General features: G+C 48.8%; 26 protein-coding genes. 22 read left to right on the forward strand and 4 right to left on the reverse strand.

The annotated features are described in order from the left end of the window. Window positions 1-80: 80 nt before the first annotated feature. The 3 genes from rsgA to FFM79_RS02175 are packed head-to-tail and all read left to right on the forward strand — an operon-like array spanning window position 81 to window position 2,302. Window positions 81-977, forward strand: coding sequence for a ribosome small subunit-dependent GTPase A (rsgA, locus tag FFM79_RS02165; protein ID WP_137641827.1), 897 nt, complete (start codon window positions 81-83; stop codon window positions 975-977). 18 nt (window positions 978-995) lie between these two features. Next, on the forward strand, window positions 996-1,649 hold the full coding sequence (gene rpe / locus FFM79_RS02170; protein WP_137641828.1) for a ribulose-phosphate 3-epimerase: 654 nt from the start codon (window positions 996-998) through the stop codon (window positions 1,647-1,649). Then, window positions 1,649-2,302 (forward strand): thiamine diphosphokinase, encoded by a 654-nt coding sequence (locus FFM79_RS02175; RefSeq protein ID WP_137641829.1) that lies wholly within the window; start codon window positions 1,649-1,651, stop codon window positions 2,300-2,302. Before rpe ends, FFM79_RS02175 begins: the two co-directional genes overlap by 1 nt. Window positions 2,303-2,884: 582 nt before the next feature. Here the strand turns inward: FFM79_RS02175 and rpmB are convergent. Further along, window positions 2,885-3,070 carry a 50S ribosomal protein L28 gene (gene rpmB, locus FFM79_RS02180; RefSeq protein ID WP_003638622.1) on the reverse strand — a complete coding sequence of 62 codons (186 nt, stop codon included), beginning with the start codon at window positions 3,068-3,070 and terminating at the stop codon, window positions 2,885-2,887. Window positions 3,071-3,306: 236 nt separating this feature from the next. On the opposite strand from rpmB, the gene FFM79_RS02185 reads away from it, so the two are divergent. From FFM79_RS02185 to FFM79_RS02265, 17 genes are all read left to right on the forward strand, one after another. After that, window positions 3,307-3,669, forward strand: a complete 363-nt coding sequence (locus FFM79_RS02185) for an Asp23/Gls24 family envelope stress response protein (RefSeq protein WP_137641830.1) — start codon at window positions 3,307-3,309, stop codon at window positions 3,667-3,669. A gap of 35 nt (window positions 3,670-3,704) precedes the next feature. Further along, the gene (locus tag FFM79_RS02190; protein ID WP_137641831.1) at window positions 3,705-5,408 is read left to right on the forward strand and encodes a DAK2 domain-containing protein; all 1,704 of its coding nucleotides are present in this window, start codon (window positions 3,705-3,707) and stop codon (window positions 5,406-5,408) included. Between the two features lie 407 nt (window positions 5,409-5,815). Continuing rightward, a complete protein-coding gene (recG, locus tag FFM79_RS02195) occupies window positions 5,816-7,852 on the forward strand; it encodes an ATP-dependent DNA helicase RecG (RefSeq protein ID WP_137641832.1) in 2,037 nt (678 codons plus the stop codon). 33 nt (window positions 7,853-7,885) lie between these two features. After that, window positions 7,886-8,929: a phosphate acyltransferase PlsX gene (gene plsX / locus FFM79_RS02200; protein WP_170177357.1), complete on the forward strand. Its 1,044-nt coding sequence runs from the start codon at window positions 7,886-7,888 to the stop codon at window positions 8,927-8,929. A gap of 38 nt (window positions 8,930-8,967) precedes the next feature. After that, complete coding sequence (acpP, locus tag FFM79_RS02205; protein WP_137641834.1) at window positions 8,968-9,213, forward strand: acyl carrier protein; 246 nt, start codon at window positions 8,968-8,970, stop codon at window positions 9,211-9,213. Window positions 9,214-9,462: 249 nt separating this feature from the next. Beyond that, window positions 9,463-10,167: a ribonuclease III gene (gene rnc / locus FFM79_RS02210; protein ID WP_137641835.1), complete on the forward strand. Its 705-nt coding sequence runs from the start codon at window positions 9,463-9,465 to the stop codon at window positions 10,165-10,167. Between the two features lie 20 nt (window positions 10,168-10,187). Next, window positions 10,188-13,775 carry a chromosome segregation protein SMC gene (gene smc / locus FFM79_RS02215; protein ID WP_137641836.1) on the forward strand — a complete coding sequence of 1,196 codons (3,588 nt, stop codon included), beginning with the start codon at window positions 10,188-10,190 and terminating at the stop codon, window positions 13,773-13,775. Window positions 13,776-13,795: 20 nt separating this feature from the next. Beyond that, on the forward strand, window positions 13,796-15,337 hold the full coding sequence (gene ftsY / locus FFM79_RS02220; RefSeq protein ID WP_137641837.1) for a signal recognition particle-docking protein FtsY: 1,542 nt from the start codon (window positions 13,796-13,798) through the stop codon (window positions 15,335-15,337). Between the two features lie 148 nt (window positions 15,338-15,485). Then, window positions 15,486-15,833, forward strand: a complete 348-nt coding sequence (locus FFM79_RS02225; protein ID WP_137641838.1) for a putative DNA-binding protein — start codon at window positions 15,486-15,488, stop codon at window positions 15,831-15,833. Between the two features lie 22 nt (window positions 15,834-15,855). Then, window positions 15,856-17,304, forward strand: coding sequence for a signal recognition particle protein (gene ffh / locus FFM79_RS02230; RefSeq protein WP_137641839.1), 1,449 nt, complete (start codon window positions 15,856-15,858; stop codon window positions 17,302-17,304). Window positions 17,305-17,398: 94 nt separating this feature from the next. Then, window positions 17,399-17,671: a 30S ribosomal protein S16 gene (gene rpsP, locus FFM79_RS02235; RefSeq protein ID WP_137641840.1), complete on the forward strand. Its 273-nt coding sequence runs from the start codon at window positions 17,399-17,401 to the stop codon at window positions 17,669-17,671. A gap of 17 nt (window positions 17,672-17,688) precedes the next feature. After that, entirely contained in the window at window positions 17,689-17,946 is a 258-nt protein-coding gene (gene khpA, locus FFM79_RS02240) for an RNA-binding protein KhpA (RefSeq protein WP_137641841.1), read from the forward strand. A gap of 77 nt (window positions 17,947-18,023) precedes the next feature. Then, window positions 18,024-18,548 carry a ribosome maturation factor RimM gene (gene rimM / locus FFM79_RS02245; RefSeq protein ID WP_137641842.1) on the forward strand — a complete coding sequence of 175 codons (525 nt, stop codon included), beginning with the start codon at window positions 18,024-18,026 and terminating at the stop codon, window positions 18,546-18,548. Continuing rightward, window positions 18,548-19,294, forward strand: a complete 747-nt coding sequence (gene trmD / locus FFM79_RS02250; protein ID WP_137641843.1) for a tRNA (guanosine(37)-N1)-methyltransferase TrmD — start codon at window positions 18,548-18,550, stop codon at window positions 19,292-19,294. Before rimM ends, trmD begins: the two co-directional genes overlap by 1 nt. Window positions 19,295-19,424: 130 nt before the next feature. Continuing rightward, a complete protein-coding gene (gene rplS / locus FFM79_RS02255; protein WP_137641844.1) occupies window positions 19,425-19,781 on the forward strand; it encodes a 50S ribosomal protein L19 in 357 nt (118 codons plus the stop codon). Between the two features lie 152 nt (window positions 19,782-19,933). Further along, on the forward strand, window positions 19,934-20,164 hold the full coding sequence (gene relB / locus FFM79_RS02260; protein ID WP_137641845.1) for a type II toxin-antitoxin system RelB family antitoxin: 231 nt from the start codon (window positions 19,934-19,936) through the stop codon (window positions 20,162-20,164). After that, entirely contained in the window at window positions 20,161-20,430 is a 270-nt protein-coding gene (locus FFM79_RS02265; protein ID WP_137641846.1) for a type II toxin-antitoxin system RelE family toxin, read from the forward strand. The genes relB and FFM79_RS02265 overlap by 4 nt, the downstream gene beginning before the upstream one ends. A gap of 115 nt (window positions 20,431-20,545) precedes the next feature. Here FFM79_RS02265 and FFM79_RS02270 read toward each other — a convergent pair whose 3' ends face one another. Genes FFM79_RS02270 through FFM79_RS02280 form a run of 3 tightly spaced genes read right to left on the reverse strand, consistent with a single transcriptional unit; the run spans window position 20,546 to window position 22,530 of the window. Further along, on the reverse strand, window positions 20,546-20,920 hold the full coding sequence (locus FFM79_RS02270) for a hypothetical protein (RefSeq protein ID WP_137641847.1): 375 nt from the start codon (window positions 20,918-20,920) through the stop codon (window positions 20,546-20,548). Further along, window positions 20,913-21,233 (reverse strand): acetyl-CoA carboxylase, encoded by a 321-nt coding sequence (locus tag FFM79_RS02275; RefSeq protein WP_137641848.1) that lies wholly within the window; start codon window positions 21,231-21,233, stop codon window positions 20,913-20,915. The genes FFM79_RS02270 and FFM79_RS02275 overlap by 8 nt, the downstream gene beginning before the upstream one ends. Further along, the gene (locus tag FFM79_RS02280; protein WP_137641849.1) at window positions 21,226-22,530 is read right to left on the reverse strand and encodes a Y-family DNA polymerase; all 1,305 of its coding nucleotides are present in this window, start codon (window positions 22,528-22,530) and stop codon (window positions 21,226-21,228) included. The genes FFM79_RS02275 and FFM79_RS02280 overlap by 8 nt, the downstream gene beginning before the upstream one ends. 465 nt (window positions 22,531-22,995) lie before the next feature. Between FFM79_RS02280 and FFM79_RS02285 the strand changes: the two genes are divergently transcribed. Both FFM79_RS02285 and FFM79_RS02290 read left to right on the forward strand, forming a co-directional pair. Next, the gene (locus FFM79_RS02285; RefSeq protein ID WP_137641850.1) at window positions 22,996-23,859 is read left to right on the forward strand and encodes an SIR2 family NAD-dependent protein deacylase; all 864 of its coding nucleotides are present in this window, start codon (window positions 22,996-22,998) and stop codon (window positions 23,857-23,859) included. After that, window positions 23,852-25,177, forward strand: a complete 1,326-nt coding sequence (locus FFM79_RS02290; protein ID WP_137641851.1) for a cupin domain-containing protein — start codon at window positions 23,852-23,854, stop codon at window positions 25,175-25,177. Before FFM79_RS02285 ends, FFM79_RS02290 begins: the two co-directional genes overlap by 8 nt.

Consider the following 25,177-nt stretch of genomic DNA (forward strand, 5'->3'; position numbering starts at 1 on the left):
CGAAAGGCATGACTTTTTTGGTACAATGAAGCTAGTTCTTAAAGTGGACCGTACCAAAATTTATAAAAGGTGGTGCTAATTTGAAAGTTGGACAAATTCGCCAGTCATTGAGCGGCTTTTACGACGTTTATGCTGACGGGCAACTATACCGGACGCGGGCGCGGGGCAATTTCCGCAAACGTAAAATTACGCCGTTGGTTGGCGACCAGGTGGAGTTTGACAGTACGACGCCGCAGGAAGGGTACGTTTTAAAGGTTTTGCCGCGCCAGACACAGTTGGTACGGCCTCCAGTCGCAAACGTTGATTTGGCAATCGTCGTGACCGCAACCACGCCGCAGGAGTTCTCAACGAACTTACTTGACCGCCAGTTAGTCGCGTTGGGGGTGGCTGGGATTGACGCGGTAATTTACTTTGCCAAAACGGATTTATTAAGTGATGCGGACTATCAGGACCGCCAAACGTTGGCGGCCGCCTATCGTAAAATTGGGTATCCCGTTATTTGTGATCGGACCGCCTTTTCAGAAGCGGCCTTAACGATGGTTAAACGGGCGCTGGCCGGCCACGTAGCGGTGGTTATGGGTCAAACTGGGGCCGGTAAATCAACCCTGTTGAACCACTTGGAGCCTGGCTTGGCGTTAGCGACCGGTGAAATTTCACAGGCGCTTAACCGAGGGAAGCATACGACGCGTAAAGTTAGTTTGATTCCGGTTGCGGACGGTTTAGTGGCAGATACCCCGGGCTTTTCCTCGTACGAAGTGTTCGACATTGCTGCTAACGAGTTAACCCACTATTTCCCAGAGTTCGTGCGGTTGAGTGCGGACTGTAAGTATCGCGGTTGCGTGCATATCAACGAACCGCACTGTGCGGTGAAAGCAGCCCTCGATGCCGGCCAGTTATTAACGAGTCGGTACGACAATTATTTACAGTTTTATGAAACCATCAAAAATAAAAAAGTGGTTTATAACAAGAAAAAATAAAAAGTGAGTGAAGTAAACATGATTAAAGTTGCGCCTTCAATTTTAAGTGCAGATTTTGCGAACTTGCAACGCGACGTTCAAATGGTTGAACAAGCTGGGGCGGACGCGCTGCACATTGACGTGATGGACGGCCAGTTCGTCCCAAACTTGTCGTTTGGAATGAGTACGGTTGCGGCGTTACGGCCGGTAACGTCGTTAACGTTAGATTGTCACCTGATGATTACGGCGCCCGAACGGTTTGTCGGCCAGTTTGCGAAGGCCGGGGCGGACCTGATTGGGGTCCACGTTGAAAGTACGCCGCACATCTACCATGCCTTACAGCTGATCAAACAGGCCGGGGTCAAGGCGGAAGTTGTTGTTAATCCCGGGACCCCGTTGACTCAAATTGCCGACTTGTTACCAATCGTTGATCAAGTTCTGGTGATGACGGTTAATCCGGGCTTTGGCGGTCAAGCGTTTATTGACGCGATGGTCACTAAAATTAAAGCGCTCGATGAATTAAAGCGGGAGCATAATTATCACTTTGACATTGAAGTCGACGGCGGCATTAACGCCACGACCGTTAAGGCGTGCTACGATGCTGGTGCCACGGTTGCGGTTGCGGGGTCCTTCGTCTACGGAAGTGCTGATCCCGCGCAGCGGATCGAAGATTTGAAAGTAGCGACCAACTAATGAAAGTGATTAATTTGCTAGTCGGCGGACCGACCGCCAACTATCCCGCCGACTTAACTCAGCGGGCCGGTGACTGGGTGGGGGCCGATCGTGGCGCCCTCCGCTTAGTTCAGCGCGGAATTACGCCCAAAATGGTTGTCGGCGACTTCGATTCGATTGACCAGCAGGAATTCGCGACCGTTAAAGCGGCCTTTGAAGGCTCGGTGATCGTCAAACCGGATCAGGACCATACCGATACCCAGTTAGCGGTTAAGTCGATTTTTGAACGCTACGCTCCGGATGAACTGCATATCTACGGCGCAACGGGCGGCCGGCTCGACCACTTGCTGGCAAACGTTTGGCTCGTCTTGGACCCGTTCTTTCGTCGCTGGGCACCTAAAATTAAGCTCATTGACCGGCAAAACACGGTTCAATACTTCTTGCCTGGTGAGTACCAGCTGGAAAAAGAGGCCGATAAACGCTACCTCGCGTTCGTCCCGTTGATGCCGATGCACCTGACGTTACCGGATGAACTGTATCAATTAGCCGCGGCGCATAACGACTATCCAATTTCGTGGGCTAGTAACGAATTCGTCGGGACTAGCGGTCATCTCAGCTTTGATCAGGGCGTTTTAGCCGTGATTCAAAGTTGCGATGCGCAGCCGACCGATTAATAAAAACAAAACGTGCGCTAAAAGTCGATTAGCTGACTTTTGGCGCACGTTTGGACTATTATCGGTTGGTGATAGGTGGTATAGATCTGTTAGAAAGGGTGCCAGTTGAATTTTCAACAACTTTACGGTGACTATTAAAATGGGCGAGCTAAGTTGTGCCTGATTTTCTACGTCTTGTCAATAGGAATGTTGTTAAATCAATGTTTTATGATGAGAAGTTTAGGGTCTAGGTTCCGGAACAATGCTTTTCGTTCTGGAACCCAGGCCCTATTGCTATTAGTAAGTCTTTTGCAGAACTGACGTCATCGATTGAGTTTTTCTAAAGTTAGCCGCAAAGCTTTGGATTAAGGAAAGACTAGCCGGTAGTGGGTGTAACCATGGCTCAAATCGATGCCCGCAGTGTTCCAGCCAACCGGTGACACCCGCTGCTGGCGGCATCATTCTGATATGCTTTTGAGCGAGTTATTGTAGTTGGAATTTGCGCGGCCGATTATAAAGTTTATAAAAAAATCCGTCGCGAGGACGGATTGAAGATAACAAAAAACGCCAGCCACAAAATAAATTGCGGTGACGATTTGTGCGCTAGACGCGCGTAACTTTACCTGATTTTAAAGTCCGAGCTGAAACCCAAACCTTCTTTGGTTTACCATCAACTAAAATGCGAACTTTTTGCAAGTTAGCTTTCCAGCTGCGGCGGCTGTGGTTTAAGGCGTGGGAACGCGTGTTACCAAAGTGCGTCCGTTTGCCCGTAACGTAGTCTTTTGCCATGTCGATCTGCCTCCTTCGGTAATCATTGATAAAAGGTCGTTGCTTTATCATTCACTAGAATAATTTATCATAGTTTCGGGGTGGTTGCAATACATTTCTATCAAGTAATTTTACTTTACTGCTGAATTCCGCCAGCCCGGGCTTTGTTCAGGGTGGCGCTTAATTTTTCTTTCCTACGTCGTTGTGCTATGATAAACTATCGTAAATGAACGCGTTAAAATAAGGAGGCTGTTTTCATGGCTGTCAAAATCAAAACGCAATTTGGAACGATCGATATCGATAACGATGTAATTGCAACCGTCGTCGGTGGCGCCGCAACGGATAATTACGGCGTCGTTGGGATGGCGAGTCGGAATCAAATTCGCGATAATTTAAATGAAATTTTACGGCGCGAAAATTATGCACGGGGCGTGGTTGTTCGCCAAGAAGATAACGGCGTCGCAATCGATGTCAATATTATTGTGAGCTACGGGACCAAGATTTCCGAAGTTTCACGCAACGTCCAATCCAAGGTCAAATATAATTTGCAAAACATGCTTGGCGTTACGGCCAATTCGGTCAACGTCATTGTCCAAGGTGTGCGGGTAATGAACGACTAAATCGAAATTGGTGGAAGCCAAGGAGGAATTTTGAATTGAAAATCACCACGATTACTAACCTTGAATTTGGCAAAATGGTGCAAGCTGCGTCGCAGAAATTGAACCAACGCGCTGAATTCATTAATTCGTTGAACGTTTTCCCGGTACCAGATGGTGATACCGGTACAAATATGAGTTTATCCATGGCCAGTGGGGCCAAATACGAACGCGAAGAAACGAGTACCCAGGTCGGCGACTTAGCCGCTGCCTTAGCCAAGGGCTTGTTAATGGGTGCGCGGGGCAATTCCGGCGTTATTTTATCCCAAATTTTCCGGGGCTTTTCAAAGAGCATGGCGGGAAAAGCAACCTTAGACGCAACCGACTTAACGGAAGCGTTCGCTGCGGGTGCCCAAACGGCTTATAAGGCCGTGATGAAGCCGACGGAAGGGACAATCTTAACGGTTATCCGTGAAGCCGCCGGTGCTGGTAAAAAGGCCGCTAAGAAGACTGATGATATTGAAGAAATCATGAATGAGATCGTGAAAGCGGCGGAAGCGGCCCTCAAATCAACGCCAGATTTACTGCCCGTTTTGAAGCAGGTCGGTGTTGTGGATTCCGGTGGTCAGGGGTTAACCTTTGTGCTGGAAGCCTTTAGTGACGCACTAAGTGGTCGGATTGATGAATCTGATGACTACGTTCCTGACGACGCGGAAATGGATTCAATGATTGACGCGGCCCACCACCAGAGTGTGCAGGGTCAACTTGATCCGAGTGACATTAAGTACGGTTACTGTACTGAAATCATGGTTCGGTTGGGTGATGGCAAGGAAGTTGATCACAAGTTTGATTATGACACTTTCTACGATTATCTCGCCAAGTTAGGGGACTCACTACTCGTCATCAACGATGACGAAATCGTTAAGGTTCACGTGCACACGGAACATCCGGGTGACGTGATGACCTGGGGCCAGCGGTTCGGGGCTTTGATCAAGGTTAAGGTCGATAACATGCGCCTTCAACAAGAGACCATTATGGAACATGACCAGCAACCAGCTGAAACCGCTGAAGAAGTGGCCCAGTCCGCTGCGCCTAAGATCGATATGAAGGGGTACGCGGTTATTTCGGTTTCATCCGGTGACGGTTTAACGAAGCTCTTCAAGGGCTTAGGGGTCACGAACATCATTGCTGGTGGTCAAACGATGAACCCAAGCACGGCTGATATTGTGGATGCTATTAAGGCGAGTGGTGCTAAGCAGGCCCTCGTGCTACCGAATAATAAGAACATCTTTTTAGCTGCCGAACAAGCGGCCGACGTTGCTGATATTCCGGTTAAAATCGTGCATACGAAGACCATCTCGCAGGGGATGACGGCGATGCTCGCGTTCAATCCGAATGCTGAGTTACTTGAAAACCAAGAGGATATGGAATCCACGTTGAGTACGGTCATTAGTGGGCAAGTCACCCACGCCGTTCGCGACACGACCATTGATGGCTTGGCAATCAAGAAAGATGATTATATGGGCTTAGTTGACGGCAAGATTGTCGTAACGAACCCGGATCGCGACGAAGCCACCCTTGAGATGGTTAAGAAGATGCTGGACGAGGTTAGTGAACTCGTCACGATTATTTACGGTGAGGACGCCACGAAGGCTGACGCCGAAAAACTTGGTCAGGCTATTCAAGGGCTGGACGATGAGTTGGAAATTGAAATTCACGAAGGTGACCAACCCGTTTATCCGTACTTAATCTCAGTTGAATAATAACGTTTACGGCCAAATGTAGGTTGACGCGTAAATTCAGATGATCGTAACTCAAGCTACGATCATCACGACAAGGGGAATGATTCCGAATTTAGGGATGATTCCCCTTGTAGTTGTTCTGGACTTGAAATTAGGACTCTATGCTAATTAGTGTTGCGGTTGCGCCAGCAGCGGGTGCTAAATTTAGCGCAAACTTGCCGGCTTATTTTAGTAACCACAGAGAATTGGTGGGAAATTCAACTAGCGATTTTTGGGGGATCTCAGCACAATTGATCTAGCGCCAAAATGAGCCGATCTACGTTAATAGTTGGCGTCCTTCTTACCATGGGCGCGGTTGATGGTTTGGTTTCCCGGAACGGTCTTTGGTATAATTAATAAGTAATTAATGGGAAGGGAGTGCGTGGCGCATGCAACAACTAAGTGACCCAGTCAGCGAGTTGAGTGGGGTTGGCCCGAGCCGACAAAAAGCTTTAGCCGGGCTCGGCATCAATACGGTGGCCGACTTACTAACGTACTACCCCTTTCGCTACGACGATTTACAAGTTAAAGATGTTAATGAAATCGCGGACCAGGAAAAGGTGACGCTGAAGGGCACCGTGGCGGCTGAGCCGGTCCTTAGCCGTTTTGGCCGCAAGAAGAGCCGCTTGAATTTTCGGCTCTTAATTGATCACGACGTTTACCTGGTCACTTTTTTTAACCAGCCCTATTTGCAAAAGCAAATTATTACTGGTCAGTCGATCGCGGTGTATGGTAAGTGGGACGCGAAGCGGAGTAGCTTGACGGGGATGAAAATAATTAACCCGAATAACGCGGAATCGGCGTTCGGGTCGATCTATCCGGCCAGTAAGGCGGTTCGGCAAACAACGATTCAAAAATTAATCAAGCAAGCTTACGCGGCGTATGGTGATCTGATCGAAGACATTGTCCCGGCGCCGCTTGAAGCCAAGTACCGCTTGTTACCACGGCGGCAAATGATTCACGACATGCACTTTCCGCCGAGCAAGGAGGCGTCAGCCGCGGCGCGCCGGTCGGCAACGTATGAGGAGTTTTTACTGTTTCAGATGCAGATGCAGGCCTTGAAGCGGGCGGATGCTAGCACTAACGGGATTGCAATTCACTATGACAATCAGCGGTTAAAAGCGTTCATTAAAACGCTCCCGTTTGAATTGACGCACGCGCAAAAGCGGGTCGTGAATGAAATCTGTCTGGACTTGAAGGCGCCCCAACACATGAACCGCTTGCTCCAAGGCGACGTGGGTTCGGGGAAAACCATCGTCGCGGCCATTGTGATGTACGCGGCCATTACGGCTGGCTATCAAGCTGCTTTGATGGCCCCCACTGAAATTTTAGCGGAACAACACGCCGATAACTTGGCGAAGGTGTTTGCCAAGACCGATGTGAACGTGGCCCTGTTAACGGGGTCCACGAAACCGGCCGCGCGGAAACCGTTGCTGGGGGCGCTAGCAAACGGGGAAATCGACTTGTTGATTGGGACCCACGCACTCATTCAAGACGACGTGCAGTACGCTAACTTGGGGCTAGTGATTACGGATGAACAGCACCGGTTTGGAGTGAACCAACGGGCAGCCTTCCGGCAAAAGGGGGGCCAGCCCGATGCGCTCGCAATGACGGCGACCCCGATTCCACGGACGTTAGCCATCACGGCCTACGGTGAGATGGACGTCTCGGAAATCGACGAGCTACCGGCGGGCCGGCAGCCCATTCAAACCACCTGGGTTCGAAGTAATCAAGCCAACAACGCGTTGCATTTTGTTCAGCAGCAAGTGGCCGCGGGGGCGCAAGCTTACGTGGTGACGCCGTTGATTGAGGAATCTGAAACCCTGGACGTTAAAAATGCCGAGGCACTGTCGGAAAATTTGCAGGCCTACTTTGGTCCGAGCGTTAAAGTGGGACTGCTACATGGTCGGTTAAAGGCCGACGAGAAGGAAGCCGTGATGACGGCCTTTAAAGCGGGTGAGATTCAGGTGTTGGTTTCAACGACCGTGATTGAAGTCGGGGTTGACGTTAAAAACGCAACCATTATGATGATCTACAATGCTGATCGCTTCGGTCTGGCGCAATTACACCAGTTACGGGGCCGGGTTGGTCGGGGGACGCAGGCGTCGTTTTGTATCCTGGTTGCTGACCCGAAGAATCAGCAGGGAATCGAACGGATGCAAATTATGACTGAAACCACGAACGGTTTCGTCCTCGCCCAGCGTGACTTGGAATTACGGGGCGCTGGTGACGTACTGGGAATTAAACAGTCCGGGATGCCTGAATTTAAGGTTGGTGATCCGGTGGCCGACTTAACGGTTTTACAAGTTGCTCAGCAAGACGCTCATGCAATCGTTCAGACGCCGGATTGGCAGACGCGTCCCGAGTACCGGGCGTTAGCAGAAAACTTAGAAGCGAAATTAGCGGCGGTTGGGACTTTAGACTAGCTCGCGATAACGAGAGGAAATGGTGACAAGATGATGAAAATTGCAATTGATGCAATGGGTGGCGACTACGCTCCGAACGCGGTCATTGAGGGGGTTGAACAGGCCCGCGACTTATTTGAAGACACGGTGTTCTTACTTTATGGTCAGCGCGACGTCTTGACGGCCCAGTTAAAAAACCGGGACCGGATTCAGATTATTAACGCCGATGAAGTCATTACGATGGAAGACGAACCCGTTCGGGCAGTTCGCCGTAAGAAGCACTCTTCAATTGTCATGGCGGCCCAAGCGGTTAAGGATGGGGAAGCGGACGCCTTCTTCTCAGCTGGTAATTCCGGGGCGGTCCTGGCTGCCGGCCTCTTCATTGTTGGGCGAATCAAGGGAATCGACCGGCCCGGCCTCGTAACGGCCTTACCAGTGGTTCGGAACGCGCACCAGTCTAATTTTGTCATGATGGACATCGGTGCTAACGCGGACAGTAAACCCCAAAACTTACAACAATACGGGGTGCTTGGAACGTACTACGCGGAACGGATGATGCACGCGAAGCAGCCGCGAGTTGGACTACTGAACAACGGTACCGAAGATGATAAGGGGAATAAGGTTCATAAAGCGGCCTTTGACTTGTTATCGCAGACGGCGGACATTAATTTTATCGGTAACGTTGAAGCCCGCGAATTATTGAACGGTGCGGCGGACGTCGTGGTCACTGACGGTTTTACGGGGAACGCGGTTCTAAAAAGTATTGAAGGAACGGCCCGTTCAATGCTCGGTTTAGTGAAGGACGCGGTCTACAATACTGGCGTTAGTGGTAAGCTGGGTGGCTTATTATTGAAGAGTGGTTTCAATGAAATTCGGACCCAAATGGACTATTCCCAGTACGGTGGCGCGGTCCTCTTAGGCTTAAAGGCGCCGGTCGTTAAGGCCCACGGCTCGAGCAAGGCACCAACCATCGTTAATACGATTCGGCAGATTCGGCAGATGGTCAGCACCAACTTAGTTCCCGGGGTTGCTGAGTATTATCAGCAACAACAAGCAAATCAGCAGGCGAGTGTAGACAAGCCCGCCGAAAACGATTAAAATACGTTAGTGAATTAAAGTTAGTGAGGGACCTCAAGATGACAAAAGAAGAAATCTTCAACAAGATTGCGGGCATCATTGCTGACCGCTTCGAAGTTGATCAAAGTACCGTGACCAACGAAATGAACTTGCAAAATGACTTAGACGCGGATTCAATTGACTTTGTCGAATTTGTCTTGGAATTGGAAGACACCTTCGGCAGTGAAATCTCGGATGAAGACGCTGAGAAGTTAACGACGGTTGGCCAAGTGGTTGACTACGTCGCTGCACACCAAGCAAAATAAGGGTTGAAAAAGGATTGAGGCGCAAGCCCCAGTCCTTTTCTTATGGCTGGGCGGTGCCAACCGCGTTCAGGACTGTGAAGGCAACTCTAGCCCGCCATTGCCGGCCGTTAACTTTTAGGCTAGTGTGGGTGGCCCGGGCGCGGTTACGGGGGGCTTTTGATTAAGAATTGTTATTCAGGTCGTAAACATAGTATAATATTAAACTGTAGCAGTGACTGCAAAACACGATATTACGAAAGGATGATAGTCATGATTACCGAATTAGCCGCAATGCTTAAAGCGCGTTTCGGAATTGAGTTTCACGATTCGTCCTTGTTAGCGGAAGCCTTTACGCAGGCCTCGTACGTTAACGAGCATCAGGATCAGCATTTAAAATTTTATGAACGGGTCGAATTTTTGGGGGATGCCGTCTTGGAATTAGCCGTGTCCGAATATTTATACAAACGTTATAAAGACATGCCCCAAGGCAAGTTGACCCGCCTCCGGGCAGCAATGGTCTGTGAAGACAGTTTTGCTAGCTTTGCCCGTGAGTGTGGGTTTCCACAGTATATTCGCTTAGGTAAGGGTGAACAAAAGGCCCGGGCGTGGGAACGCGATTCGCTCCTTTGCGATATTTTTGAATCGTTTGTCGGGGCGCTCTACCTGGATCAGGGGCGTGAACCGGTATTGAAGTTCGTTCACCAGGTGATTTTTCCTAAGTTGGATGAAGGCCGGTTTGACGGCGTCTTTGACTACAAGACGACTCTGCAAGAATATTTGCAGCGCGACGGTGACGTGGACATTGAATACAGCCTCGTTGAACAGGATGGTCCAGCTAACGAGCGCTCGTACGAAATTGCGGTTTCAGCGGATGGTCAACAAATTGGCCAGGGCTGGGGCCACTCGAAAAAAGAGGCGGAGCAAAGTGCGGCCCGCCAAGCTTACACCCAGTTACAAACAAGTAACGATCAATAATTACAGGAAGTTTGTGTCGAATGCAACTAAAATCATTAGAAATTAGCGGCTTTAAGTCGTTCGCAGATAAAACTAAAATTGACTTTCAAGCCGGAATGACGGGCATTATCGGCCCAAACGGGAGCGGTAAAAGTAACATTATCGAAGCCATTCGGTGGGTCTTGGGTGAGCAGGCGGTGAAAAGTCTGCGCGGCACGAAGATGACCGACGTGATCTTTGCCGGGTCGGCTAACCGTAAGCCGCTTAACCGGGCGAAGGTGACGATCACTTTTGATAATAGTGATCACTTTTTACCGTTGGATTACGCGGAGGTCAGTATTACCCGGAAGCTCTTTCGAAACGGTGATAGTGAGTATCTTATTAACAACCAAAGTTGCCGCTTGAAGGACATCACGAACTTGATGATCGATACCGGGCTTGGCAAGGACTCGTTTTCGGTGATTTCACAGGGCCGGGTTGAAGCGGTTTTTAACGCAAAACCCGAGGAGCGGCGCAGTATCATTGAAGACGTCGCGGGGGTCCTGAAGTATAAGAAAGATAAACAAACGACGGAAAATAAGTTGGCCGAAACGACTGACTACTTGGACCGGGTTACCGACATTATCGCGGAGCTGGAGCAGCAGCGTGAACCGCTGGAGCAACAAGCTAGCCTGGCGCGGGATTATCAGGATCAAAAGCAACGGTTTGATACGCTTGACCGTTCGCGCCTCGTTCAAAAGATTACGATTGCCCACGATCAGTTAACGACCGTTGAGCAAAAATTGGCGCGGGCTAAGACCATGGTGCAGGACTATCAGGAACAAGTTGACCGTGGCGCTAGCCAACTAGCAGCGCTCAAGGCGCGGCAAACCAAGCAACAACAATTAAAAGACCAGCTCGCGGCGCAAAACTTGGAACTAACGAAAACCATTGAAAACACCCAGGGTCAACGCGGAGTCGATGCGGAGCGGCGGCAAAACCAGCAAGCGACGCAGCAGCGGTTGCAGGCCCAAGTTAAACAGGTGACGGCGCAGTTACAACGGCTCGCCACGCAGGAAGCTGAATTGCGTCAAACCCTGACTACGCAACAAGCGCAGGTCCAGACCTTGCAAGCAAGTGTGACCAAGCTAAAAAAAGCGACCGGTGCAACCGGGCGCCAACGGCTAGCGGATCAACTGACGAAGCTACGTAATCAGTACATTGATGAAAAGCAGGAACAGGCGTCGCTGAATAACGAAGCCAAAAACTTGCAAAAACAGCACCAGCAGTCGGGTAACCAGACCAGTGCGCTGGCGACCCGGTTGGCTCAGGCGCAAGCGGCTTTAAAACAAACGGCCACGACGGTTGACGTTCATAACCACGACCGCAGTGAACTGGCTAACCAAGTTGACGCCCAACAACGCCAACTGACTGATCAACAACGGCAGTACAAGCAAACCGCCGAGCAAATTGATCACCAACAACAACGCTGGTTGGACGCGGCCGGGCTGATGCAACGCGAAAAGTCCCGCTTGGAAGCCCTCCAAGCGGTTCAAGAACGCTACACTAACTTCTACGCCGGTGTCCGGATGATTTTACAACATCGTCAGCAGTTCAACGGCATTGCGGGGGCGGTTTCGGAACTGTTAACCGTTCCGGGCGACTACACGAAAGCCGTCGAAGTTGCGTTAGGGGGGCAACTCCAAAACGTAGTTTGCGATACCCAACAAACTGCGAAGGCCGCCGTTGGGTTCTTGAAACAGCACCACGCCGGCCGGGCGACCTTTTTACCGGTGGAACGAATTGCGGCGCGGCAGTTACCCGTTAACACCGTTCAGGCGCTCCAGCAACAGCCCGGTGTACTCGGGATTGCTAGCGAACTCGTGAGTTGCGACCCCCAATTGGTCGCCATTAAACGCTACCTCCTGGGGACGACGGTCATCGTGGATAGCCTGGACCACGCGCTGGCCATTTCGCGGACGCGGCGCTTCCGCTGTAAATTGGTGACGGTTGGCGGCGAAACGATTGCTGCTAGCGGGGCCATTACCGGTGGGGCGACCCGGCATGACGATAACGGTCTGCTCCAACAGCAACAAACTACCGAAAAGATTGAAGCCAACTTGCAACAGATGCAGGGCCAACTGGTGACCTACGAACAGGGCTTGGCGGATGCTAAGAAGGCTAATCAGGACTTAAACGTTCAAATCGAAACGGGCCAACAACGGCTCAGCGCGCTGAAGGCGCAACTAAGTCAAGTTGAAGCTCAATTAGAAGCGGCCCAGGCCACGCAAGCGCAACAACAGCGCCAAGTAAAGGCGCTGACTTATGAGCAGCGGCAGGCGGCCCAGGATGATCAGTATGATGACCAGGTCAGTCGAAACGCGGCGGCTCAAAAGACTAACGCGGCGAAGTTAAAGGACTTGCAGGCGCAAATGGCGACGGTTGAGCAACAACAGACCGACTTTGACGCCTATCAAGCCAGCCAAGCCGAAGAATTGCAGACCCAACGCGAGCAGCTGGTCACCTACCAGGAACGTTGCAAGCAAACGCAACGGCAGTTGACCGCTTGTCAGGACCAGCAGGCTGAACAGCACCGGGTTCAGACGACGGCGCAAGCCGAGTTGGAGCAAATTGGGCAAGCGTTAGCTAGTCAGCAGCTGACCGGTCAAGAACGCGACCAGATCCTGAAAAAGGCCCAAGCGGAACAGACCCAAGTCGAACAACGGCAAGCGGCCTGTGCCCAGCAGCTGACGGAATTAGATACGCAGGTGGCCACAATCAGTGACCAGCAAACGCGGACCCAGCAACTGGCGGCCGCCGCGACGGATGATTACCGCCGACTTGAGTTGAGTCAAACAAAACTGACGGGTGAAGTCGACCACGCGACGGCCGATTTAGCGGAAAAGTACAACTTAACGTTAGCGGCCGCCCAAAAGGACGCCAGCGACTTACCGTTATCCGAAATCAATGCCCAGTTAAAATTACTGAAACGCGGGCTTGATGAATTGGGAACGGTCAACCTTGGCGCCATCGATGAATTTGAACGTGTCAAACAACGTTATGATTTCTTGACGACCCAGGCGGATGACTTAAAGGCGGCCAAGGCCGACCTCCTGCAAACGATGACCGACTTGGATACGACCGTGGCAACCCGCTTTAAACGGGCCTTTGACCAGGTTGCGACCCAGTTTAGTCGGATCTTTGTTCAGATGTTTGGGGGCGGTAAGGCCCAGTTGATTTTAACGGATCCGGAGCACTTGCTTACGAGTGGGGTCGATATTATGGCCCAGCCACCGGGCAAGAAGTTCCAACGTTTAAGCCTACTATCTGGTGGTGAACGGGCGTTAACGGCCATTACACTATTATTTGCAATTTTAGCCGTTCGGCCCGTTCCGTTCAGTATCTTGGATGAAGCTGAGGCGGCCTTGGACGATGCCAACGTTGACCGCTTTAGCGAATATTTAAATGAATTTCAAACCGGGACCCAGTTCGTAATTATTACGCACCGGAAGGGGACAATGATGCACGCCGACGTCCTTTACGGGGTAACGATGGAAGAATCAGGGGTCTCAAAGATGGTCTCAGTTTCGTTGGCCGCCTTGAAAGATGACCAGGGCACGCCCGATACACCGGACCAACCAACTCATTAATCATTAAGGGGAGTGTCAAAATGGGATTATTTAGTCGCCTAAAAAAGGTGTTTAGCTTACCAGAATCCGCTGCGTCACAGGCGGAAGAGCCGACTAGTCAAGTGGCGACGAGTGCTGCAACGACGAGTACGGCAGCTACCAGTGCGACGAGTGCGGCCACGTCAGTCGCAGCGACCGGGAGTGATCAAGCAACAAGCGCCACGCCAACGAGTGCGGTGCAAACATCAACGGCATCCGCCAGTGCCAGCCTAGCTGAGTCGGCCCCGGCTGTCTCAGCCACTTCCGCGGCGATTTCTGAAGCGTCCGCGGAGTCACTGGCCTCAAGTAGTACGGTTGACGCTTCCGCTGCCGGGATTGAAGCGGATCACTCAGCTCAATCTGAGGCGGCCGACCAAGACCAATCTGAAGCACCGTTAACGGCCAGTGAAGCCGTGGCGCGCTCCTTAGCGGCGATTCGGGCGCAGGCTGCCAGTGCGGATGCGGAACCAGTCGCGGCCAGCACGGCGGCAACTACTGAAACTGACACTGCCGCTGAGAAACAGCCCGCTGCTACTAGTGAGACGGGGGTGGTTGAAGCGCCGGTTGAATCCACGGCCCCGGCTAGTGAAGGGGCATCCGCAGAGCCGACCGAAGCGGAACGTTACGACGAAGGCTTGAAAAAGTCGCGGAAAACTTTTGGTGACCGGATCAACGCCTTCTTAGCCAACTTCCGCCACGTCGATGAGAGCTTCTTCGACGAACTCGAAGATACCTTGATTGAATCCGACGTCGGCTATGAAACGGCGATGCGCATCAGTGACGAGTTGCGCGACGAAGTTAAATTAAAGAACGCCAAGAGTAAAAAGGATATTTCAAGCGTGATCGTTGAAAAGCTTGTTGACATGTATGGTGAGGCCGGTGAAGGTGAAGATAACAGCATTTACCTGGCTGCACAAGGGCCGACGGTGATCCTGTTCGTCGGGGTCAACGGGGCTGGTAAAACAACCACCATTGGTAAAATGGCGAACATGTATAAGCAACAGGGTAAAAAAGTGCTGTTAGCAGCTTGTGATACTTTCCGGGCCGGTGCCATCCAACAATTACAAGTTTGGGGCGAACGTGACGGCGTGGACGTAGTTGCGGGCGCGGAACGCAGTGATCCGGCTTCCGTTTGCTTTGACGCAGTCAAGAAGGCAAAGGCTGAGGATTATGATATTCTTTTCGTTGATACGGCTGGACGGTTGCAAAACAAGGTCAACTTAATGAACGAATTGGAAAAAATCAAGCGGGTCATTACCCGTGAAATTCCAGCAGCACCGCACGAAGTCTTATTAGTCTTGGATGCCACGACGGGTCAGAATGCGTTGAACCAGGCGAAAATTTTTAAACAGTCGACGGACGTTAGCGGAATCGTTTTAACGAAACTCGATGGAACTGCCCGTGGGGGGATTGTTCTGGCGATTCGCAACGAACTACACTTAGCGGTTAAGTACGTTGGCTTAGGTGAAAAAGTGACGGATTTACGGCCATTTAACGCAAACGACTTTGTTTACGGTCTGTTTAAAGACGTGATTACGGCTTAGGTGAATCATTTTTGACGCCAATTAGGAATGGGGATTGTGCTTAGGCGCAGTCCCTATTTGTTAGTGGACTAGTTGCGCCTTGACGCAGGCGCGTAAAATCGGTAATCTTAACTAGTAAGTCGTGGCAGAATTGATGGAGGACAGCCGGTTGGAAATTGAAAAGAATTATCGAATCAACTCGTTATTCGAGTTTTATGAACCATTACTAACAAATAAGCAAAAAGAATATATCCAGCTGTACTATGCGGATGACTATTCACTGGGTGAAATTGCGGCTGAATTCTCCGTTTCACGGCAGGCAGTCTACGATAACATTAAACGGACTGAAAAAATTTTAGAGGGTTACGAAACGAAGCTCCACTTATATGAAGATTTCGTGGAGCGTAATCGCGAAGTCGATGCGATTTCGGCTTACGTGACGACCCACTACCATGGTGATACGCAGTTAATGAAAATGATTCAACAACTGGTCAGTCTTGAGGCTGACTCGGAATAAAAATAAAGGTTAGGTGACACAGATGGCATTTGAAGGCCTAACGGAACGGCTTCAAAAAGCAATGACGAATTTGCGCCGGAAGGGGAAGGTTTCTGAAAGTGATCTTCGCCAAACGATGCGCGAAATTCGGTTGGCATTATTGGAAGCCGACGTTAACTTTACGGTCGTTAAGGACTTTGTTAAAACGGTCCGGGAACGGGCGCTGGGTGCGAAGGTTCTGGAAGGATTAAATCCCGCGCAACAAATCGTTAAAATCGTTAATGAAGAATTAACGAAGACGATGGGGGAAACGGCGGTCCCATTAAATAAATCGCCCAAAATTCCAACGGTCATCATGATGGCCGGGCTCCAAGGGGCCGGGAAAACGACAACGGTTGGGAAACTGGCCCTTAAGTTAAAAAATGAGCAGAAGGCGCGCCCGTTAATGATTGCGGCCGACGTTTATCGGCCAGCGGCGATTGAACAATTGCAACAGGTTGGTCAGCAAATTGACGTCCCAGTTTTTGAACTGGGGACTGATGTTGATCCGGTTGAAATTGTGCGTCAAGGGATGCAACAAGCGCAGGAAAACCATAACGACTACGTCTTTATTGATACGGCCGGGCGCTTACAAATTGACGAACAGTTAATGAACGAATTGGCGAACATCAAGGATGTTGCCCATCCGGACGAAATTCTGTTAGTCATTGATGCGATGACCGGGCAAAACGCGGTTAATACGGCGGAAGGCTTTGACACGAAGCTGGACGTTACCGGGGTTATCTTAACGAAGTTAGATGGGGATACCCGTGGTGGGGCCGCCTTGTCAATTCGGGCAGTGACCGGAAAACCAATTAAGTTCATTGGTCAAGGTGAAAAGATGACTGACCTGGACGTTTTCCATCCAGATCGAATGGCGGACCGAATTCTTGGGATGGGTGACATGATGACCCTAATCGAGAAGGCCCAAAAGCAGTTCGATGAAAAACAAGCCGAAGAAATGAACCTGAAAATTCAGGAAAACACCTTTGACTTTAATGATTTTATTGACCAACTGGACCAAGTCGATAAGATGGGGAACATGGAAGATATCATGAAGATGATTCCGGGGGTCGCCAATAATCCCGCGATGAAGAACTTCACTATGGATCCGAAAGACATTGCCCACGTGCGGGCCATTGTTTACTCAATGACTAAGCAAGAAAAGGCTGATCCGGATATTTTGAACCCGTCACGGCGACGGCGGATTGCGGCTGGTTCCGGCCGGCCAATCCACGAAGTAAACCGGATGATTAAACAGTTCAATCAGACTAAAAAAATGATGAACCAGATGTCTAAAGGTAACTTTGCCGGAATGGAAGGTCTGATGGGCGGTAATGGCGGCGGTTTTGGCGGTAAAATGCAACAAATGGCCATGAAGCGAATGGTTCGCCAGACGAAGAAGAAGAAAAAGAAGAAGTTAGCGAAGGCGCTCCGTCGGCGAAAGCGTTAATTAAAAGAATTTTAGCCTGTCAAGAAAAAGTCCTTTACAAGCAATCAAATTACTGGTATATTATTACCTGTTAAAGAATTCGGGAGGTGTTTAAATGTCAGTCAAGATTCGTCTAAAGCGGATGGGTTCAAAGAAAAATCCATTTTACCGGATTGTCGTCGCAGACTCACGTTCACCACGTGATGGTCGTTTTATCGCCCAAGTCGGCACATACAACCCACTTACCCAACCAGAACAAGTTAAACTTGAAGAGGAAGATATCCTCGGTTGGTTGAACAATGGTGCCCAACCTTCAGATACGGTTAAGAATATCTTATCCAAAGCTGGGATCATGAAGAAGTACCACGAAGCTAAGTTCACTAAATAATAAAGCGGTAATAGATCATGGCAGATATTAAAGCTTTAATCACCACGATCGTCACCCCCTTAGTCCAACACCCAACTGATATTGCGGTTGATTTTAAGGAAACCAATCGGTACTTAGAATATCACTTAACGGTGAACCCCGATGATATCGGGCGGGTCATTGGTCGCCAGGGACGAGTCGCTACGGCGATTCGGACGGTTGTGTATAGTGTCCGGGTTTCAGGACCTAAACGTGTGCGTCTTACGATCGAAGACGGACAGCAAAAAAACTCTTGAGCGAAGCAGGAATGTTTTGTTTAAGAGCTTTTTTATTAGAATCAAGTGTTAGCATTATTTTTACAGGAGGGCAAGCAATGGAATATTACCGGATTGGCACGCTCGTTAACACGCATGGTATCCGTGGTGAAGTTAAGGTCGTTGTCATCACTGATTTTCCGGAACAGCGGTTTAAGGTTGGTCAATCGGTGACCCTGTTTAAGGACCCGATGACGAATACGAACGGCGTTCCGCTCGTTATCAGTAAAGCGCGTCAACAAAAGGGGCTCTTTTTCCTGACATTTAAAGGGATCGATAACATCAATGACGTGGAGCAGTACAAAGGGTGGACGATTAAAATCGCCGCGGATGCGCTCCACGCTTTACCAGCGGGCGAATATTACTACCACCAAATCATCGGTTTAAAGGTCGTAACGGTGGATGGTGAGGAACTAGGGACCATTAAAGAAATTATGGCACCGGGCGCTAACGACGTTTGGGTGGTTCAACGTGGGCGCGGTCAAAGCGACGTCTTACTGCCTAAGATTCCCCAAGTGATTAAAAAGGTCGACTTAGACGCGGGCGTCGTGACGGTCGAATTGATGGAAGGGTTGATCGACTAATGCAAATCGATATTCTAAGCCTCTTTCCAGAGATGTTTGCCGGGCCGTTACACACTTCGATGATCGGTAATGCCGTTGAGAATGGCAAAATTAACGTGGATGTGACTAATTTCCGGGACTTCACAACGGATAAGCATAATCACGTTGACGATTACCCGTACGGTGGTGGAGCGGGGATGCTCTTGCAACCCCAGCCGATTTTTGACGCCTTAGCGGCCGTTCAGGCCAAGCACCCCCAACCGGGCCGCGTCATTCTGTTAGATCCAGCGGGCGTGCAGTTTGACCAGCACGTGGCCGAGGACTTTGCTAAGGAAGACCACCTGACCTTTATTTGCGGACATTACGAAGGCTATGATGAGCGAATTCGGTCACTCGTTACCGACGAAGTCTCGCTGGGTGACTACGTGTTAACCGGTGGCGAACTCGGTGCGATGGTGATGATCGATGCGACTGTCCGGTTAATTCCGGGGGTCCTCGGAAACGCCGAGTCCGCTCCCGGTGATTCATTTTCGAGTGGCTTATTGGAATACCCGCAATATACTCGTCCAGCCGATTTTCGCGGAATGAAGGTGCCGGACGTGTTACTTAGTGGGGACCACGGGAAGGTCGATGACTGGCGGTTAGAACAGGCGTTAAAGCGTACTTACGAGCGCCGTCCCGATCTGTTAAAGGAACTGGCACTTTCAGGTAAGGCCCGCCAAATGTTGGCGGACATTAAGGCTGACCAGCAGGGTTATCCAGAATAATCCGTTTAAGCTCAAAAAAACTTGCATCCGTTGTAAATGATATGTTATTCTATTTATTGGCTATTATGCCCATTAACGATGTTCCGCTGGCCAGGGTGTCATGAATGTCGGCGAAAGGAAGAAACAAATTATGCGTCAAAACAAATTGATCGAAAAGATCACCAACGAACAACTCCGTACGGACATCCCTGATTTCCGTGCCGGTGATACTGTTCGGGTTCACGCCCGCGTTGTCGAAGGGACTCGCGAACGGATCCAATTATTCGAAGGTGTCGTTATCAAGCGTCACGGTTCAGGTATCAGCGAAACTTATACTGTTCGTAAGATCAGTAACGGTGTCGGTGTTGAACGGACTTTCCCATTACACACACCACGGGTTGCTGCCATTGACGTTGTTCGTCAAGGTCGCGTTCGTCGTGCTAAGTTATACTACTTGCGTAACTTACATGGGAAGGCTGCTCGGATCCCAGAACGTCGGCGTGGCTAAATCACAACGACAATTGCTTAGGCTTTCGGCCTAGGCGCAAAACGGTCAACCAATTCTGGTTGGCCGCTTTTTTGCGTTGAGTGGAAACCGTTAAAATTGCTTATTTTCAGGTTTTGTATTACTATGTAGTACAAAACCATGGGGGTGATTTGATGGCAATGATTACAATTCGGGTATCCGATGCTGAAAAAGACTGGCTACAGTATATGGCTGATTTTCACGGCTTAACGTTATCCGATTTAGTTAAGAAGTATTCGATGGCGCAACTAGAGGACGAGTACGACTTGCAAACGGCTGAAATTGCGCATAAGCGTTTCGTCGAGAGTGGTGAACAAACAGTTTCGATGCGGGAAATTATGAAAGAGTTTGGTGGATTGGATTGAGTTATCGGCTGGAATTCACTAAAGAAGTTCAACGAGCTTTACGTAAAATGGACCGCCACCAAGCGACGCTAATTGTTCGTTGGTTGTACTTGCACGTTGACGGAATAGAAGATCCACGTTCTATGGGTAAAGGGTTAACGGCCAATCGTTCTGGTCAATGGCGTTATCGAATCGGTAATTATCGTGTTATTTGTGAGATTCTGGATAAGCAATTGATTGTAGAAGCAATTAATATTGGTCATCGGCGTAACGTGTATGATCGTTAGCTGTGCCACTATTGGGCAATTCTCGAAGTGTACTAAAAGCAAACTAGAAAATTTAAAGCGACCACCGTTTAGTCTTCAGGTAAATGGTGGTCGCTTGACTTGTTTTAGCAGGCTTTTATGGGGCGCGTTGGATGTTACGAATCTGGTCCAGACTAACGAAGGTTGTGCCGTTAAGCACGATATCGGTTGCGTTGTAACCACTGACCGTGCCGATTAGGTCGGGATAGAAGTGGCCGTTGTGGTCCAGTTCGGCTAGTTGAATTTTAACGCGGTAACCCTGCGCAAAGGCGTCGGCTAAAATAACGGTCCGATCACTTAACGACTGAATAGGGCGGGCCTGAACAACGGTCCGCTCACGGGTACGAGCCTTATTGAGGGCGCTGGTGTGGTCACTAAGAAAGAATCCCTGCCACTTAACGATACCGCGGTCATGGTAATCGTGTTCAAAGAATCGGTTAACGGCGGCCATGTCGAACTCGTCCTTATTCATAATGGTTCTTAACCTTTTCAATTAATCGTTGTGAGCCGGGCCATAGCTGGCCACTAAAACCTTCGAACTCAATAGTGAGCTGGGTATGGGTCCGTAGTTCGTCCAGTACTTTTTCTAAGTAACTTAAATCGTAAGTTGCGATGGTGTGCAGCGGAATTGATTTTAGGCGCTCGTATTTGCGTTGGCTATTGAAGAAGACGTTGTAGCTGTGATCGTAATGGTCGTTGACCACTTGAAGCCAGTACTTGGTTCGCGCAAGTCGTTTGAATAGTAAGTCCATCCGCTGACAAATTAATTTGGTATCGTTAGTCATAGGCGTTACCCCCGTTGTGGCCACCAACTAAATTTGCTCGTTGAACCGCTGTCCCGCCCTTCAACAAACTACTACCATAAATTAATTTTGTGAAGCCAAACCGTTGCCGAACATGATCGACGACGGTGTTGATCTGAGCGTTCTTTAGTTGCCGGGTGGGTTGCTGAAATAAATTGAGTTGTAAACCACTATCAGCGGCCAGCTTTGAGGTATAAAGGGCCACGTTGCGAACCGCTTGTCCCGCCCATAGTTGTTCGAACAGGTAAACGGCTTGGCGGGCTAGCTCCTGATTATCGTTAGTGGGTGGGATGGTCAGTGACTTATGAAAGCCACCGCGACCATCTTGTTCAGCGGCGGCGTAACTGAACCCAATGCTAAGGGCTAGGCAGCCGGCCTGTTTATGATGATGGCGCAATCGACTAGCCACTTGTTCGGCAATTTCACGGATGACCAACGTAATTTCTTGGCGACTCCGGTAATCACGCGGTAGGACCTGCGAATTCCCAATGCTAGCTTCCTTGGGCTTAAACTGCGTGTGTAGGTCACTACGGTCGACTCCCCAGGCGATGGCGTATAGTTGTAGGCCCATCACGCCAAATTCCCTTTTAATTTGGTAGGGATTAGCGTGCGCTAACTCGTACATGTTATGAATGCCAATCCGAGCAAGCCGCTTCGCCGTCCGCTTGCCAATGCTCCAGACGTCGGTAATATTGGGGATGGTCCAAATCATTTCGGGTACTGTTTCGTAGTGCATCTCCGCAATGAAGTCGGTGTTGTGCTTTGCGTAAAGGTCGAGTGCAATTTTAGCTTGCACGGGGGTGTCGCCGATGCCAACGGTGGTGTAGAGCCCTAGTTCAGCGCGCACCGTTTCTTGAATGCGGCGGGCCACGGCCTTGGGACTATCACCAAATAAGTGCCAGGAGTGGGTCAGGTCAAGAATTGATTCATCAATGCTATAGGGGAGCAGGTCCTCTTCCGCAACGAAACGGGTAAAAATCTGGTTGATTTGTAAATTCCGTTTGATGTAAAGGTTCATCCGTGGTGGGACGACGACTAGCCGCGGGTCTTGCGGTAAATCCCGCTGACGGGATACGTTCGCCTTTAAGTGAAACAAGCGTTTGGCCTCGGGCGAAGTGGCTAAGATCAAGCCGCCGTTGGTGTTTTCCTGTTCGCTAAGAACGACCAACGGTACTTTGAGCGGGTTAAGGCCACGCATCGTGCATTCAACACTACTGTAAAATGATTTGTTATCGATTAAAAAGTAAACACCATGTGGTTCGTGGTCAATAAAAGACATGGCGTACACCTCCGTTATTCATAGATTTCCTGAATGGCTTTAGTTTACCACAAAAATACGAACATGTGTTCTTTTTGGGCAAAACTATTTTTGTTAAGTGGTTAAGCACACGTTGTGTTTGCGTAGATTATCCACAATCATTGCAAACAATACATATTAAATGATTGACAGGTAGTTTTACTTTTTTTATGCGAATGGACGTATTTTTCATCCAGGGGAGTGTTTAAAACGACAATTAAATTTGAGCCCACAGTCCTCCAGAATTTGATATTCCAAGGAAGACTTTTTGTTTAGGCTAATTAATTTAAGGTAGTAAGTAATAAATTACGTGACAGAATTGCGTACCTGTCCATAAACCTCCGGACTGTAACAAAGTGTGCTTTAATTGAAAATTTAATCGTACTAAAATTCAAAACATTAAGACGACACGTTGTACATTAAAAAGTTATTGAAGAGGAGATTATTATGGATCAAAAAATAGCACAATTAGTCCAACAGGTTAGAGCAGCCGATGCAATTCTTATTGGTGGTGGGAGTGGGATGTCAAACGCTGCCGGGATGAATTTTTGGTACGAAGCAAGTCCGTTGTTTTTAAAATATATGCGTTATTTTTATGATAAATATCATTTTGAAGGTATCTTTAATGGTTATTACAGTCATTTTGACTCACCGGAAGAACGGTGGGCATTTAATATTATGGCTTGGGATATGATTTTTAATATTCCGCCGCAAAAACCAACGTATGAGTATTTAAAGACGGTCATTGGCAATAAGCCGATTCACGTCGTTACCACTAACCAAGACGGGCTGTTTAAAAAGTTTTTTTCGGAAGAGCAGGTCAGTGAAATTCAAGGGTCCGATTATTTCTTGCAAAGTAAGAATCCGGTAACCGATAAAAATTTGTATGACGCCCAAAAGATCGTCAAGGACCTATTACCGAAAATAAAAAATAATCGGTTACCTAGAGAGTATTTCCCTAAGAGTAAAGTCGATGGTTCGCCGTTAATCGTATGGGCACGGGGGCCTGAGTTTCTTGAAGATGAACGTTATCACGATGAGTATCAAAAAATTAACAAGTTTCTTGGTCAGCACAAAGATGAAAACATTCTGTTTTTAGAGATGGGGGTCGGCCGGATGACACCAATGTTTATCCAGGAGCCATTTTGGGAGATGACGCATTATATGACTAATTCACATTACGTTAACATCAATCCCAAAGATGCCATTACGAACCCAGAAATTCAGGATCGTTCGCTTTTGATTAGTGAGGATATCAACGAAGTATTAAAAGAAGCAGCTGCAGTAATTAATGGAGGTCAAAATGCATAAATCAATTCAAATCGCACAACAATGGATAAAAGATAGTGATGCAGTTTTAGTCACCGCAAGCAATGGTTTTTCGATTACCGAGGGCTTAAATCTCTTCGCAACGGACGATAAGTTACATGAAGTCTTAGGTGGGCTGGAACAAACGTACCATCTTCAAAACTTATTAGCAGCAATCAGCTACGACTATCCGAATGAATTAGACAAGTGGCGGGTGTACGCACGGATTACCGAATATTACGCTGGTCACTATCAACCTGGAGAAGTCATGGACGCCCTTAAAGCCATCATTGGAGATAAGCCGTACTTTATTTGGACTTCAAATATCGATCATCATTTTGCTTTAGCCGGGCTTGATAATTTATTAGAACTGGAAGGTAACTGGCTGGAGGGAATTTGTAGCAGTCATCCTAAAGAACATGGTACCTACAATTTAAAAGAACAATTACATCAGATTTATCTTAAAGACCAACAAGGAACCTTACAAAAAAACGATATTCCTAAGTGTGATCAATGCGGAGCTCCGTTGACCTTTAACATGGCTGGTAAAGATTTTCAAATGAATCAGAATCAGGTCGCCGCCTTTGGTAACTTTGTACAGCGTTATCAGGATAAACGTTTATTAGTTCTCGAACTGGGAATTGGTCCTCAGAACCAGATGATTAAAGCCCCAAGTATGCAATTAGTAGCGGGCACTGAAAATAGTCGCTACATCACCATCAATAAGGGTCAGCTCAACATCCCGACCGTTATTGCCGACCGTTCAATTGGCTTTTCTTCCAGTATCTTAGATGCTTTTGAAGAATTAAGAACTGGTAAGGATTTAGGAATCAAAATTGAGGGTCCGGCAAAGGCGCAACCCAAGCTGACGCCTGAACAGAAAAAGGCTCAAAATGAAACCATAAAATTGTTTTTCCCCTCATACATGGTTATGCACGGTATTCGACCTGGTGAATTGACGATGTATTTAACAACCGATTCGCAGCATCAATCCCATTTCCACTTGGTTGAACAGGATCAAACCTGGATGTATTCGTTAGGTGACGCCACGGTTGCCCATTGCTTTACGCGAGATGGCAAGTATTATCGCGTGCACCTCGGACTAGATAAGTCTAAAAAGCAGGTCCATGGATTCTATATTGAAGCGGGAACCGTAGTTGCGTTTGAAAGTTTAGAAGATAGCGGTGCTGGTTTTGCTCAGATTAGTGGAAGCTTCCCGGAAAATGCTAGTAATGAAATCTTGATTCCTAAGAAGGAAAATTTAAAAAAGGGCTTTCCACAATATCAAGAAATGATCGAGCGCCTTGCAGTAGGTGATTAA

The organism is Lactiplantibacillus modestisalitolerans, assembly GCF_005405425.1.
GTDB lineage: Bacteria > Bacillota > Bacilli > Lactobacillales > Lactobacillaceae > Lactiplantibacillus > Lactiplantibacillus modestisalitolerans.